This is a genomic window from Kribbella qitaiheensis, assembly GCF_042657745.1.
Lineage (GTDB): Bacteria > Actinomycetota > Actinomycetes > Propionibacteriales > Kribbellaceae > Kribbella > Kribbella qitaiheensis.
In genome coordinates this window covers 103,137-117,178 of the sequence record NZ_JBHSKE010000077.1, presented here as the reverse complement: position 1 = coordinate 117,178, position 14,042 = coordinate 103,137, and the positions used below count along the sequence as shown (strand labels likewise).

12 protein-coding genes are annotated in these 14,042 nt (G+C 68.0%); 3 read left to right on the top strand and 9 right to left on the bottom strand.

The window, feature by feature from the left end; all coding sequences use genetic code 11:
* Positions 1-63: 63 nt before the first annotated feature.
* From ACFPJ1_RS40980 to rfbB, 5 genes are all read right to left on the bottom strand, one after another.
* Positions 64-255: a hypothetical protein gene (locus ACFPJ1_RS40980; RefSeq protein ID WP_380111796.1), complete on the bottom strand. Its 192-nt coding sequence runs from the start codon at positions 253-255 to the stop codon at positions 64-66.
* Positions 256-394: 139 nt separating this feature from the next.
* Positions 395-1,609 carry a formaldehyde dehydrogenase, glutathione-independent gene (gene fdhA / locus ACFPJ1_RS40975; protein ID WP_380111795.1) on the bottom strand — a complete coding sequence of 405 codons (1,215 nt, stop codon included), beginning with the start codon at positions 1,607-1,609 and terminating at the stop codon, positions 395-397.
* Between the two features lie 263 nt (positions 1,610-1,872).
* The gene (locus ACFPJ1_RS40970) at positions 1,873-2,151 is read right to left on the bottom strand and encodes an Imm53 family immunity protein (RefSeq protein ID WP_380111800.1); all 279 of its coding nucleotides are present in this window, start codon (positions 2,149-2,151) and stop codon (positions 1,873-1,875) included.
* 11 nt (positions 2,152-2,162) lie between these two features.
* Positions 2,163-3,989 carry a laminin G domain-containing protein gene (locus tag ACFPJ1_RS40965; RefSeq protein WP_380111793.1) on the bottom strand — a complete coding sequence of 609 codons (1,827 nt, stop codon included), beginning with the start codon at positions 3,987-3,989 and terminating at the stop codon, positions 2,163-2,165.
* Between the two features lie 133 nt (positions 3,990-4,122).
* Positions 4,123-5,121, bottom strand: coding sequence for a dTDP-glucose 4,6-dehydratase (gene rfbB, locus ACFPJ1_RS40960; protein ID WP_380111792.1), 999 nt, complete (start codon positions 5,119-5,121; stop codon positions 4,123-4,125).
* Between the two features lie 53 nt (positions 5,122-5,174).
* Here rfbB and ACFPJ1_RS40955 point away from each other — a divergent pair, with 53 nt between their 5' ends.
* Positions 5,175-5,669 (top strand): DUF402 domain-containing protein, encoded by a 495-nt coding sequence (locus ACFPJ1_RS40955; RefSeq protein WP_380111791.1) that lies wholly within the window; start codon positions 5,175-5,177, stop codon positions 5,667-5,669.
* A 20-nt stretch (positions 5,670-5,689) separates the two neighbouring features.
* Here ACFPJ1_RS40955 and ACFPJ1_RS40950 read toward each other — a convergent pair whose 3' ends face one another.
* On the bottom strand, positions 5,690-7,222 hold the full coding sequence (locus ACFPJ1_RS40950) for a CocE/NonD family hydrolase (protein WP_380111790.1): 1,533 nt from the start codon (positions 7,220-7,222) through the stop codon (positions 5,690-5,692).
* A gap of 155 nt (positions 7,223-7,377) precedes the next feature.
* Here ACFPJ1_RS40950 and ACFPJ1_RS40945 point away from each other — a divergent pair, with 155 nt between their 5' ends.
* Together ACFPJ1_RS40945 and ACFPJ1_RS40940 are read left to right on the top strand one after the other, a co-directional pair.
* Positions 7,378-9,285, top strand: coding sequence for a Na+/H+ antiporter (locus ACFPJ1_RS40945; RefSeq protein ID WP_380111789.1), 1,908 nt, complete (start codon positions 7,378-7,380; stop codon positions 9,283-9,285).
* A complete protein-coding gene (locus tag ACFPJ1_RS40940) occupies positions 9,285-9,701 on the top strand; it encodes an HIT family protein (RefSeq protein WP_380111788.1) in 417 nt (138 codons plus the stop codon). Before ACFPJ1_RS40945 ends, ACFPJ1_RS40940 begins: the two co-directional genes overlap by 1 nt.
* A gap of 3 nt (positions 9,702-9,704) precedes the next feature.
* Here the strand turns inward: ACFPJ1_RS40940 and ACFPJ1_RS40935 are convergent, their stop codons facing one another.
* From ACFPJ1_RS40935 to acnA, 3 genes are all read right to left on the bottom strand, one after another.
* Positions 9,705-10,262 carry a HEAT repeat domain-containing protein gene (locus ACFPJ1_RS40935; RefSeq protein ID WP_380111787.1) on the bottom strand — a complete coding sequence of 186 codons (558 nt, stop codon included), beginning with the start codon at positions 10,260-10,262 and terminating at the stop codon, positions 9,705-9,707.
* Positions 10,263-10,322: 60 nt separating this feature from the next.
* Entirely contained in the window at positions 10,323-11,039 is a 717-nt protein-coding gene (locus tag ACFPJ1_RS40930) for a sulfite exporter TauE/SafE family protein (protein ID WP_380111786.1), read from the bottom strand.
* Positions 11,040-11,112: 73 nt separating this feature from the next.
* Positions 11,113-13,887 (bottom strand): aconitate hydratase AcnA, encoded by a 2,775-nt coding sequence (gene acnA, locus ACFPJ1_RS40925; RefSeq protein ID WP_380111785.1) that lies wholly within the window; start codon positions 13,885-13,887, stop codon positions 11,113-11,115.
* Positions 13,888-14,042: the final 155 nt, after the last annotated feature.

Below are 14,042 nucleotides of genomic sequence, written 5' to 3'. Positions count from 1 at the left end.
ATTGCGTGAGCGAGGCCCCGGCCAGCAACCACTCCCACCCGGCGAGCAGTCACTACATACGGTCTAAGAGAGCATGTGCGGGGCGTGGTCAGGCTCGTGTTCCCAGCGCAGGCGGCTCGAACCGAAGCCCGCGGCGTGGACGCCCTCGTGGCCGATCGGCCGGCGGCAGTAATAGTGCGGCGAATAGAGATCGCGGCACGAGTCCCGGTACGTCGTGTAGGCGAACTCGAGGTCCAGCCGGTTGTCACTGCTCATGAATATCGCTCTCGTGACGGTGTGGCCCCCTCCCTCTCAGTATGACAAGAACGTTGTTACCGACGTATTTCATGGCGGCTTCGTAATGCGGCGGGAGCTCGGGCTGGATGGCCCTGCTCCCGCCTGTTGCCCGACGCTGCTACTTGATCATTCCGTGCGGGTCGAGCACGTATTTGCGAGCTGCGCCCTTGTCGAAGTCGGCGTAGCCCTGCGGTGCTTGGTCCAGTGGGATGACCGTGGCGTTCACGTTCTTCGCGATCTGCGTACGGTCGTGCAGGATCGCCATCATCAGCTTGCGGTTGTACCGCATCACCGGACACTGCCCAGTCGTGAACGCCAGGGACTTCGCCCAGCCGAGGCCGAGCCGAATCGACAGCGAACCGGTCTTCGCGGCATCGTCACTCGCGCCGGGGTCTCCGGTGACGTAGAGCCCGGGGATGCCGACCGCACCACCGGCTCGCGTGACTTCCATGACCGTGTTGAGCACGGTCGCCGGCCGCTCCGACCCGGAGTCGCTGCCGTGGCCGTGGGCCTCGAAACCGACCGCGTCGACGGCACAGTCGACCTCCGGTTCACCGAGGATCTGTTCGACCTGGTCCCTCGGTTCACCTGCCGCGACGTCGACCGTCTCGCAGCCGAAGCTGCGGGCCTGCTCCAGCCGTTCCTTCTGCAGGTCGCTGACGATGACGACCGCGGCGCCCAGCAGGAATGCCGAGGTGGCCGCGGCAAGACCGACCGGACCGGCCCCGGCGATGTAGACGGTGGAACCAGTCCCGACGCCGGCGGTGACGCAGCCGTGGTACCCGGTGGGGAAGATGTCCGACAACATCGCCAGGTCGCGGATCTTCGCGAGCGCCTGGTCCTTGTCGGGGAACTTCAGCAGATTCCAGTCGGCGTACGGCACCAGCGCGTACTCCGCCTGGCCACCAACCCAGCCGCCCATGTCGACATACCCGTACGCCGAACCTGGCCGGTCCGGGTTCACGTTCAGGCAGACGCCGGTCTTGCCCTCCTTGCAGTTGATGCATCGTCCACACGCGATGTTGAACGGGACCGACACCAGGTCGCCGACCTTGATGAACTCGACGTCCCGGCCGACCTCCGCCACCTCACCAGTGATCTCATGGCCGAGAGCGAGTCCTGGTGGCGCCGTGGTCCGGCCGCGCACCATGTGCTGGTCGCTGCCACAGATATTGCTGGCGACGACTTTGAGGATCGCGCCGTGCTGGACCTGCCGTCCCACGTTGGCGGGATTGACCCCTGGACCGTCCTTGAGTTCCAGGCTCGGGTAGTCGATCGTCTCGACCGCCACGTCCCCTGGTCCCTTGTAGATAACTGCCCTGTTCGCTGGCACGAGTAATGCTCCTCTCCGCGGAAAGCTCCGTCGCTGAACGCTGTGGAGTCCTGCGATACGGCCTGCTGCGATGTCCGATGGAGCAGCGGCATCACCAACTCATAGATCCGAGTTCGACAGGCCTCGCTGTTTCGATCGCGGACCGCGACCGCGCTGTGGTTGAGCGATGCGGTCATCGCCTGCCCCGTACCAGGTGAGTCCCACACGACGGCGAACCTCTGCATTGCAAAGGTCGGCGCCGTTCCGAGGGATTGATCCCGACGCTAGTCCCGTCCACCGAACCCGTCAACGCGCTGTCGTTCGCTATCCGGGTGTCCGAAACCCCAGTGAGTCCTGACGAATTCTCGAAACGCGTCGAGCGCTCTGGTCAGGTCGCCAGATCCACATCGAGCCTCGAACATCGAGCCAGTGGAACGCCAGTAGATCCAGCTCTGCTCGCTGTCGTCGATCTTGTGCCAGTCGACCACCACGCCCTCGAGCTCGGTGTCTTCGATCCGAACGTCGAGCACCCAACCAGGATTGTCGAGCGGGCTGAGGGCCAGGGAGCGACGGGCTAGGAGCCGCAGGCGTTTTGGCCTGGGTAGTCTTCGCAGAGTTTGAATGAGCCGGCTACTCCGGCGTACAGGCGGAGGTCGTCGAGGCGGCCGGCGAAGGACTTGCCTGTTGTGCGGGCGGCACCGACCACGGTGTTGCCGGCCCGGGGCGGGGCGGCCGTGTAGCGCTCGGACGAGCCGTCGGATGCGCGGAGGTCGACGGTCAGCCCCAGCTCGCCCGCGGGGTCGGACGCGCTGGCCGGCGTGCCGTCGTACGAGCCGGCGAGCAGATGCCAGCCGGCCACCGACTCCCGGTCGACGGTCGCGATCGCCACCGTCTCGGCGGCAGACGCGACGTCGCCGCGGGCGAAGATCCACTGGCTGGTGAACTCGTCGACCGGCTTGTACTCCAGCCGCCAGGTGTCCTTCCCGGTTGTGCCCTGACGAGCGATCACCATCGGCTTGGCCGGATCGCCGATCTTCACCCTGGCCGCGACGGTGAAGCTAGTGCTGCCGTCGACCACGGAACGGTTAAGCGTCAACGACTCACGCGACCGGCCGGTCAGCTCCAGCACCCGCCCGTACTCCGGATCGTCGACGAAAGCGCCGGCCGGGCTGCCGAAGCCCGCGAGGGTGAGATCCGCGCCGCGCACTGCTTCCGTTGTCCGCCAGACGTGATCGGTGCCCTGGGCGGCGTCGTCCAACGGCCAGTACGCCGCGCCGCCGGATGCGATCCGGTCGTTGCCACTCGAGCCGATCCGGGGATCCACGAGATCGGGAATCTCGTCGGCGACGATGACGCGCTGCCAGAGGTTGATCTGGTCGAGCGAACCCGCGAACGAGCCACTGAGCGCACCGGAGTACTTGCCCCGGCCGATCATCAGCGGACCGGCGGCCCGCCACGCGGGGGTCGTCGGGGAGGTCGCCGACTGCTGCAGCCGTCCATTGACGAACAGTTGCAGCCGGCCGGTCACGGCGTCGTACGTGCCGATCAGGTGAGCCCAGGCACCGTTGATCGGAGCTTCCTTGGACGCTGCGCGGTACAGAGTCGGGTTCTTGACGTCCGCGGAGCTGCGGGCGAAGACCCAGCGCCTGGCGGCCGCGTCGTAGAAGAGGGCGAAGGCGTTGCTGTCAGTACCGGTCACCGCGGCGACGACGCCCCGCTTGGTGCTGTTCGTCGGGCGCGCCCAAGCGGAGATGGTGAAGCTCTGGGACGTGTCGACCACCGCATCGCCGGCCTGCGCGAAGTCGTCCACGCCATCGAGCGCCACCGACCCGTTCACTCGGCCCTTGCCGTCGAACGCCGCGCCACCATCGAGGGCGAGGGGATGCGTCAGGCCCGGGCCGTCCGCGGCCGTAGTACCGGTGCCGTCGTCGAAGGCCCATGAACCGACTGGTCCTGGCCGCGGCCCAACGTTGAACAAGAAGGACGCGGTCGTGCTGAACTGGCCGATCTCGTTGATGCTCTGAACGTCGAGCCTGTTCCAGCCCTGGTCCGGCGGCGCGAGCGTGATTGTGACGGTGTTCCCGTCGACGGACTCGGCTCCCGTGCCGATGAAGCCGTACTGGTGCCGGACCACGTCGGGCGAGGTGGCGGTGAAGGTGAACGTCACCGACTCACCCAGTACTGCGGTCTCCGGGCAGACGGTCTGGTCGAGGCAGTTGGTGATCTCGGTGCCGTGGTAGGTCGCGGTGATCACCGGAGGCGTCGGCGGGACCGGCGGGTCGTCCAGCGTGGTCGCGGCGGCCTGGAGGCCTGTTGCTGTTGCGATTGCCAGCGCGACGGCTCCGATAGTTGCCGTTCGCCAATTCGACAGCCAAAGTCGCGGCGTTCCCCACCTGGTCATGCAGCCCTCCCGGACAGAGCCGTCCCAGGCTCCTGCAGCCGGGCGGCCGGATCATCTTTGATGACCTGCGCGGGTGCGTCCAGAGAGATTCCAGAAGTTGCAGCAACGTGCAGAACCTGTAACGCCGAAAGAACTAGCGGCCGAGGAGCTTGTACGTCGCTTCGGTGGCGGTCTTCTGGGGCTTCCACCAGGTCGGGTTCGCGCGGTACCAGTCGATGGTCGCGGCCAGGGCGGTGTCGAAGTCCGGGTACGTCGGGGTCCAGCCGAGTTCGGTGCGCAGTTTGGTGGAGTCGTTGGAGTAGCGCAGGTCGTGGCCGGGCCGGTCGTCGACCAGGAGGTAGTCGTCCGCGGGAAGGTCCATCAGTGTGAGGATCTTCTCGACGATCTGGCGATTGCTGCGTTCGTCGCCCGACCCGATCAGGTAGGTCTCGCCGATCCGGCCGTCGGCGATGATCCGGTGCACCGCGTCGTTGTGGTCGTCGACGTGGGTCCACTCGCGGACGTTCTCGCCGGTGCCGTACAGCTTCGGCTTGTCGCCCACCAGGATGTTGGTGATCTGGCGCGGGATCAGCTTCTCGACGTGCTGGTACGGGCCGTAGTTGTTCGCGCAGTTCGACAGCGTCGCGGCCACGCCGTACGAGCGGACCCACGCGCGCACCAGCATGTCGGAGCTCGCCTTGCTCGCGGAGTACGGACTGGACGGGTCGTACGGCGTCTGCTCGGTGAACTGGTCCTCCGAGTCCAGCGGGAGATCGCCGAACACCTCGTCGGTGGAGATGTGGTGGAACCGCTTCTCGTGCCGGCGGACCGCCTCCAGCAGGGTGAAGGTGCCGACGATGTTGGTCCGGATGAACGGCGACGGGTCGTTCAGCGAGTTGTCCACGTGCGACTCGGCGGCGAAGTGCACCACCAGCTCGGTACCGCGGACGAGGTCGTCGACCAGGTCGGCGTCGCAGATGTCGCCGTGCACGAAGGTGATCCGCTCGGACACCGGATCGAGGTTGCGCCGGTTGCCGGCGTACGTCAGCTTGTCCAGCACGGTGAGCTCGACGTCCTCGTCACGGCGGACCGTGTCGTGCACGAAGTTCGCACCGATGAAGCCGGCTCCCCCGGTCACGAGCATGCGCCGCATGCGGTGAGGATATCCAGTACGGCGGTGACCGTCGCCGCCGGTACGGTGACGCCATGCGCAACGTCCGGGTGGTCTACCGCAAGTACGACGAGAGACTGCACTGGCACCAGTGGATGGAGTACCTGGGCGAGGACCAGTACGGCCTGTGGCTCGGTGCCCGGCCGAACTCCGTGTCGCAGCGTGGTTCCGAGCCCGAGGTGTCCCAGCCGCAGGCCTACGTCCAACTGTTCCCCCGGGATCGCTGGTTCACCGCGCTCTTCAACGACGAGCCGCGGTCGACCGAGATCTACTGCGACGTGACCACACCGGTGGAGTTCAGCGACGACGTCGTCACGATGGTCGATCTCGACCTCGACGTGATCCGGAAGCGCGACGGATTGGTCATCGTGGACGACGAGGACGAGTTCGCCGAGCACCAGGTGCAGTTCGGCTACCCGCCCGAGGTGATCGCGCAGGCCCAGGCGACCTGCGACTGGCTCGTCATCGCGGTCACTGGTGAGGAGCCGTTCCTCACCGTCTACAAGACCTACCTCGACAAGGTCCGCTGACCTTCACGGGTCGCGATGTTTCACGGGACCCGATGGAGGGTCAGCGTCGGGTCGGTCAGGGTGAGCGGAGCCGGCAGGCGGCCGTTCTGACCGGCGTACATGTCGGCGACCGGTGAAACTGTCAGGAAGAGCGACTTCCCGGCCGGAACGTCGACAGCGATGCCGGGCAGTTCGATCGACCGGCGGGCGTGGTGGACGACCCGCTTCTCGCGCAGCGGCATCGTGTTGTTCTGCACGATCTTCGCGTCGAGCGGCGTCGTGCCGACGCTCAGTGCGAAGAAGGCGCCGGAGTCCGGCAGCAGCGTGCTCACCCTGGCCTCCAGCCGCGGAATACCGGCCACGGTGATCGGCCCCTTCGCCACCTCGAGGTTCAGCGGTACGCCGAGGCCAGTGGTCGTCACGATCCGGCCCAACTGGTACCGCTTGTTCGGCGCCAGGCTCCGTTGTGTCAGGCAACGACCATCGGCGGTTGCGAGGTGGTACCGGCCGAAGCCCGACAGGTCGCTGTCCTGCTTCTTGAGGTTGAGCGCCATGAAGCGCTGGGACAGCGCCCCGAAGTTCGGGCTGCCGAGCGCGATCGAGCAGGGATCACCCGGAGTCGCGAAGCCGGGAGGTAGCACGCTCGGCAGCGCGTGCCCGCCGTTGTAGCCGACGAGGAGAGAGCGCGACCGGGCACTGGCGGTGAGCGCCTTGTCGAAGTTCTGCAGCCCCTGGTTCAGGTTGAAGAGGTTGTCGGAGCTGCCCTGACCGATCAGTACCGGGATGTCCAGCTTGCGGCCGTGCTTGACGTGCCAGGCCGGGCCGTTCTTGGCGAAGAACGCGTCCAGGTCGCGGCCGGCCTGTCCGGTCGGCCAGGTGCCTGTGCTGATCAGGGCGACGAAGCTCGCGGACACCGCCGGCGGGAGATGCGTGCCGCCGCCCGCGAAGAGGATGGTCAGCCACATCGTCCGGGCCGCCTCGTCCGGCGCGAGGCTCTGCTTGAGGTCCCACCAGGTGACCTCGGGCGCGAGCGCGTCGAACCGCGTCCTGCCCTTGTCCCGCAACTCGGTGAACGCGCCGGCGAACTGATACCCGCCTCCGTACGAACCGCCGATCGCGCCGATCAGCGGATCGCCCGGCCGCTGCTTGGTCACCCAGTCCAGGCCTGCCACGAAGTCGACCAGCTTGATCACGTCGCGGCCTTCGAGATCCGGGTTCATCACGTGCGCGACGCCCGTACTCTCGCCGAAGCTGCGCTGATCGAAACTCAGTACTCCGTACCCGGCGTCGAGCCAGGACTTGAACGCGGCAGGGTCCTTGGTCCGGCTGCCACCCCAGCCGTGGCTGTGGAAGATCAGCGGCACGGTCTTCCGGGCGGATGCGCCCTCGGGCTGGAACAGCGAGTAGCAGATCCGCACCGGGGTCGCAGTACCGGGCTCTGGGACGCTCGCGACGCAGCCGTTGGTCGTCACGACAGCGCTGCTCGCACCCTGGGCGGTGGCCGGCAGGAGAGTCGCGGAGGCGAGCAAGGTCAGGGCGGCGGTGACTCGGAAGGCGGCGTGGCGGCGGCGCATCTATGACCCCCAGTGATCATGTTGTTCCGGTGCGCACACGCTAGACGACCGCGGGCCGGGAGAACAGATCACGCCCCCACCCGTTCGCGGAGCCCGCGCTCCGCTGTGGGCGAACCAGGTCACGAGCGGGGTCGCCGGGCTGCCAGACTGTGCCGGTGGATATCGCGATCGAGATCGTTGCCCTGGTCGCCGTGGTCGCGGCTGGTGCGGCGCTCGCCCGGCGGATCGGGATCTCGGCTCCCCTGCTCCTGGTCGTCGTCGGCATCGGGCTCTCGTACCTGCCGTTCATTCCGCGGGTCGAGCTGTCCCACGAGGTCGTGCTGGTCGGGTTCCTGCCCCCGCTGCTGTACTCGGCGGCGATCAAGACCAGCCTGGTCGACTTCTCCAAGCACCGCCGGTCGATCGGGCTGCTGTCCGTCGGCCTGGTGGCGTTCACCACCGTGGGCGTGGGCCTGGTCGCGTACTGGTTGTTCAACGTAGGCGCCGAGGCCGATGGTCAGGAACGGCTCCCGCTCTGGGCCGCCTTCGCGATCGGCGCCGTCGTCGCTCCCCCGGACGCGGTCGCCGCCACGGCGATCGCGAAGAAGGTCGGACTCCCCCGCCGGGTGGTGACGATCCTCGAGGGCGAGAGCCTGGTGAACGACGCGACCGCGCTGGTCTGCCTGCGGACCGCGCTCGCGGCCGCCGCGGTGACGCCCACGGTCCTGGAGGTCGGTCTCGACTTCCTCCGCGCGGCCGGCGGCGGCGTACTCATCGGCTTCCTCGTCGCGATCGTGCTGGCCAAGGTCCGCAAACGGTTCACGGATCCGGTGCTCGACACCACGCTCAGCCTGACCGCTCCGTTCATCGCCTACGTCGCGGCCGAGAACCACTACGTGCACGCCTCCGGGGTGCTCGCGGTCGTGGTGACGGGCCTGATCCTCGGCCACAAGGCGCCGGTCATCCAGTCGGCCGCCTCCCGGATCTCCGAACGGACCAACTGGCGGACCATCCAGTTCCTGCTCGAGAACACCGTGTTCCTGCTGATCGGGCTGCAGACCCGCTGGATCCTGGACGACGTCTCGAGGAGCCCGCTGTCGGCCGGGACCATCGCAATGACCACCATCGGGGTCTTCCTGGCAGTCGTCCTGCTCCGGCCGATCTGGGTCTTCCCGACGACCTACCTGTCCCGGCGGATCCTCGGCCGGTCCCGGCCCGGACCGGTGAGCTGGCAGAGCCTGGCGATCATTTCCTGGGCCGGGATGCGCGGCGTGGTCACGCTGGCCGCCGTGTTCATCCTTCCGCAGAGCACGCCGCACCGTGAGGTGCTCGTCTTCATAGCCCTGATCGTGACCGCCGGGACGCTGCTGCTGCAGGGCTCGACGCTGCCCTGGCTGGTCCGCATGATGCGGCTGCCGGGCCCCGATCCCGCCGAGGACGCGCTCCAGGAGGCGGCGGTCCTGCAGGGCGCGCACAAGGCGGGCGAGGAGGAACTCGACCGGATCGCCGGTCCGGACGACCCGCCAGAGGTGATCGACCTGCTCCGGCAGCGCGGTGAGGCCCGGGCCCTAGCGGCCTGGGAGCGGCTCGGACGGCCCGAGACGGAGTACGAAACGCCCAGCGAGGCTTATCGTCGGCTCAGAACCGCGATGCTGCAGGCTGAGCGGGAACACATCCTGAAGGTCCGGGACGAGGGCCTCGTCGCCGACGAGGTGTTGCAACGGGCCCAGATCGCACTCGACATCGAGGAGTCCATCTTGGACCGGGCAGAGGCCGACGACGTCGGCGGACAGTCAGAGGATCTTCGCGTACCGCCGTCGCCGGCCGGCGCCTGTGAGCACTTGGAGAAGGCTCCGATGGTGCTCACCCCCAACACGCCCGAGGGCTGCGAGGAGTGCCTCGTCGACGGCAGCACCTGGGTGCATCTGCGGCTGTGCCTGGGCTGCGGCCACGTCGGCTGCTGCGACTCCTCGCAGGGGCGCCACGCCAGCAAGCACTTCTCGAGCACCCAGCACGCGGTGATGCGGAGCTTCGAGCCGGGTGAGAACTGGCGCTGGTGCTTCGTGGACGAGAAGCTCGGCTGATGGCGGACTGCCTGTTCTGCTCGATCATCGCCGGCTCCACCCCCGCGCACCTCGTGCTCGACACCCCCGAGGTGGTCGGCTTCCTGGACGTCCGTCCGGTGTTCAAGGGCCACACCCTGCTGGTCCCGCGCGAGCACATCGCGACGATGGTGGAGATGCCGGACGAGTTGATCGTCCCGCTGTTCGGCGCCGCCCGATCGGTCGCTGCCGCGGTCCGTACGGCGTACTCCGCGCAGGGGTCGTTCGTTGCCGTGAACAACGTGGTCTCGCAGTCCGTGCCGCACCTGCACGTCCACGTCGTACCGCGGACCAAGGGCGACGGTCTGCGCGGCTTCTTCTGGCCCCGCACCAAGTACGCCGACGACGCCGAGGCCGCGGAGTACGCGACGAAACTCCGCCAGGCACTGGAGGGGTAGGTCTCAGGTCACCGGGCGGTCCAGGCGGGTCTCCAGTCGCTGGAGGGCGCGTTCGACGGCGGCCCGGACGGCCTGGTCGGGGTCGTCCTGCATCTCGACCACAGCCTCGGCATGCTCGAACTCGCCGGCTGCGCCGATAGCCCGTACTGCGGCCGCGCGGACGCGAGGCAGTTCGTGGTCGAGCATCGGCAGGAGTGAGTCGACCAGTTGGCCGAGCTCGCGCTGTGCCGTGATGCGCGCGACGTGCTCGCGGACCCGCCAGGCGGGGTCGTCGGCCGCGACGAGCAACGCGTCGACCACGTCGTCACGCCAGACGTAGAGGAAGGCCCGAGCGGCCCAGACCCGGACCCAGTAGAAGTTGACCGGGTCGAGCGACGCCCAGCCGCCGGCCGACGGCCCCGTGATCCACTTCAGCTTCGGCAGCAGCGGGCCGAACGCCTCCTCCGGCGAGACCTCGCTCGTCAGCAGTGCGACACACCAGTCGATCACCTCGTCGGTCCCGTGCTTCGCGCACGATCCTCGGATCACCTCGCGCGGATGCTCCCGCTCCTGGACGGCCATAGCTCAGTAAAACGCGCCGGTCCGACAGTTTCCGAACATCGACCGAGTGAAGCGACCCGCTCAGGCGATCGACCGGATGATCACGACGATCGAGGAGAGTGCGGCGAGGAGCAGCACCGCCTGGCGGAGACGAGGGCCGTGCAGGCGCCGTTGCAGAGGAACCGCCAGCGCGAAGCCGATGGCCAGGCCCGGGATGAGCGAGGCGCCGTACAGGAGTTGGTGGTGCGTGAGCTGCCCGCCGACGGCGAGGGCGGAGAGGGACACGATCGAGCCGACGAAGAAGAACGCGGCCAGAGTCGCCCGCAGGCGCGGCCCTTGCTCATGCTGCAGCACCACCGCGGCAGGCGGCCCGCCGATCGACGCCGCCGTACCGGACACTCCGGCGACGGCTCCCGCGACAATCAGGCCACGCCGACTCGGCCGCAGCTTGAGACGCCAGGCCGTGAGCGCCACAGCCCCTAGCACCACGACGCCGACCACAGCGCCGATCGCCCGGGCCGGCACCCAGGCGAGCACGAGTACACCTAGCGGAGTGGTCGCGACCCGAGCACCCGTCAGCCAGCCTGCCTGACGCCACGCGACGTGCCGCCACTCGTGCGCCAGCGTCATCGAAGGCATCACCATGCCGAGCACGAGCATGGCCCCCGGCATCAAAGTCGGGTCGAGCAAGGCCACCACCGGCGCGGCCACCAGCGACAGCCCGAGCCCGAGGGTCCCTTGGACCATCGCGGCCACCACGACAGCGAGGCCGCCCAGCAGCAGGATGTGAAGATCCATGCTGCTGGGCGGCCTCTCGGTCGGAATCAGCCCATACGACGTACGCCGTACAGGGGGTTGCTCACTTCACAGGTCAGGCGGCGAGCAGGGAGCGGAGCACGTACTGCAGGATGCCGCCGTTGCGGTAGTAGTCCGCCTCGCCCGGGGTGTCGATGCGCAGGACCGCGTCGAACTCCTTGACCGAGCCGTCCGTGCCGGTGACCTTGACGTGCAGGGTGCGCGGGATCTCGCCGTCGTTCAGCGCCACCACACCGGTGATGTCGAAGGTCTCCTCGCCGGTCAGGCCGAGGGACTCCGCGTTCTCGCCTTCGGGGTACTGCAGCGGCAGGACGCCCATACCGATCAGGTTCGACCGGTGGATCCGCTCGAACGACTCGGTGATGACCGCCTTCGCGCCGAGCAGCGCCGTACCCTTCGCGGCCCAGTCGCGGGACGACCCGGAGCCGTACTCCTTGCCGGCCAGGATCACCAGCGGCGTACCGGCCTCGGCGTACGACTCCGCGGCCTCGTAGATCGACGTGACAGGCGCGTCGTCCTTGGTGAAGTCGCGGGTGAAGCCGCCCTCGGTGCCCGGCGCGATCTGGTTGCGCAGCCGGATGTTGGCGAACGTGCCCCGGATCATCACCTCATGGTTGCCCCGGCGCGAGCCGTACGAGTTGAAATCCTTGCGGTCCACGCCGTGCTCGGCCAGGTACTGGCCGGCCGGGCTGTCGGCCTTGATCGAACCGGCCGGGGAGATGTGGTCCGTGGTGACCGAGTCGCCGAGCTTGGCGAGCACTCGGGCGCCGGCGATGTCGGTGACCGGCGACGGCTCCTTCGCCATACCGTCGAAGTACGGAGGCTTGCGCACGTACGTCGAGTCGGCGTCCCAGTCGAACGTCTTGCCCTCAGGCGTCGGCAGCGACTGCCAGCGCTCGTCACCGGCGAACACGTCGGCGTAGTCCTTGGTGAACATCTCCTTGTTGATCGAGGAGGCGATCACCTTCTCCACCTCGTCCGCGGCCGGCCAGATGTCCTTCAGGAACACGTCGTTGCCGTCCGTGTCCTGGCCCAGCGGATCGGTCTCGAAGTCGAAGTCCATCGTGCCGGCCAGCGCGTAGGCGATCACCAGCGGCGGCGACGCGAGGTAGTTCATCTTCACGTCCGGGTTGATCCGGCCCTCGAAGTTGCGGTTGCCGGACAGCACCGAGACGACGGCCAGGTCGGCTTCCTGCACGCCCGCCGAGACCTCCTCGGGCAGCGGGCCCGAGTTGCCGATGCAGGTGGTGCAGCCGTAGCCGACCAGGTGGAAGCCGAGCTTCTCCAGGTACGGCGTGACGCCGGCCTTCTCGTAGTAGTCGGTGACGACCTTGGAGCCGGGCGCAAGTGACGTCTTGACCCAGGGCTTGCTCGCCAGGCCCTTGTCGACGGCGTTCTTCGCCAGCAGCGCGGCGGCGAGCATCACCGACGGGTTCGAGGTGTTGGTGCAGGAGGTGATGCTGGCGATCACGACATGGCCGTGGTCGAGCTCGACCTCCTGGCCGTTCATGCTGATCTTCGTCTTCTTCGACGGGCGGCCGTTGGCGCCGTGCGGCACGTGCGGTTCGTCGTTGACGTTGCCGTGGCCGTTCGGCGCGTCGCTGGCCGGGAAGCTGCCGATCTCCGACGGGTCGACGTCGAGCTCCTCGGTCGCGTAGTCGGTGAGCGCCCCGCGGAAGGCTTCCTTGGACTCGCTCAGAGCGACCCGGTCCTGCGGCCGCTTCGGGCCGGCGATCGACGGTACGACGGTGGACAGGTCGAGCTCGAGGTACTCCGAGAAACGGGGCTCGACCGACTGGTCGTGCCACAGGCCCTGCTCCTTGGCGTACGCCTCGACCAGCGCGACGTCCTGGTCGGGCCGGCCGGTGAGGCGCAGGTAGTCCAGGGTGACGTCGTCGATCGGGAAGATCGCGCAGGTGGAGCCGAACTCCGGGCTCATGTTGCCGATGGTGGCGCGGTTGGCCAACGGCACCGCCGCGACGCCCTCGCCGTAGAACTCGACGAACTTGCCGACCACACCGTGCTTGCGCAACTGCTGGGTGATGGTCAGGACGACGTCCGTCGCGGTCGCTCCGGGCGGCACCGAGCCGGACAGCTTGAAGCCGACCACCTTCGGGATCAGCATCGAGACGGGCTGGCCGAGCATGGCCGCCTCCGCCTCGATACCGCCGACGCCCCAGCCGAGCACGCCGAGGCCGTTCACCATCGTGGTGTGGCTGTCGGTGCCGACGCAGGTGTCCGGGTAGGCCACGCCGTCGCGGACCATCACTGTGCGCGCCAGGTGCTCGATGTTGACCTGGTGCACGATGCCGGTGCCGGGCGGGACGACCTTGAAGTCGTCGAAGGCGGTCTGGCCCCAGCGCAGGAACTGGTACCGCTCGCCGTTGCGCTGGTATTCGAACTCGACGTTGCGCTCGAACGCGTCCGGGCGACCGAAGACATCGGTGATGACCGAGTGGTCGATGACGAGCTCCGCCGGGGCCAGCGGGTTGATCTTGGCCGGGTCGCCACCGAGCTCGGCGACCGCCTCGCGCATGGTGGCCAGGTCGACGACACACGGCACGCCGGTGAAGTCCTGCATGATCACCCGCGCCGGGGTGAACTGGATCTCGGTCTCGGGGGCCGCGTTCGGGTCCCAGCTGCCGAGCTTGGTGATGTGGTCGGCGGTGATGTTCGCGCCGTCCTCGGTGCGCAACAGGTTCTCGAGCAGCACCTTGAGGGAGTAGGGCAGCGTCTCCGCGCCCTCGATTCCCGCCAACCTGAAGATCTCGTACGACTGTCCGTTGACCTCGAGTGCACCCTTGGCACCGAAGCTGTCGACGCTGGCCATCAACCTGCTCCTCTATCCGGTCCTGTTCCGCTGAAGCACATCCTGCCGAGCCGCCGGCCCGGCCGGGAGATCAGGCTGCCCTAACTGTTCCCGTTCCACAATGTCTCTCGACATCAAGATACACGACATCGAGTCACCAGGTCGCACCCAGTTCA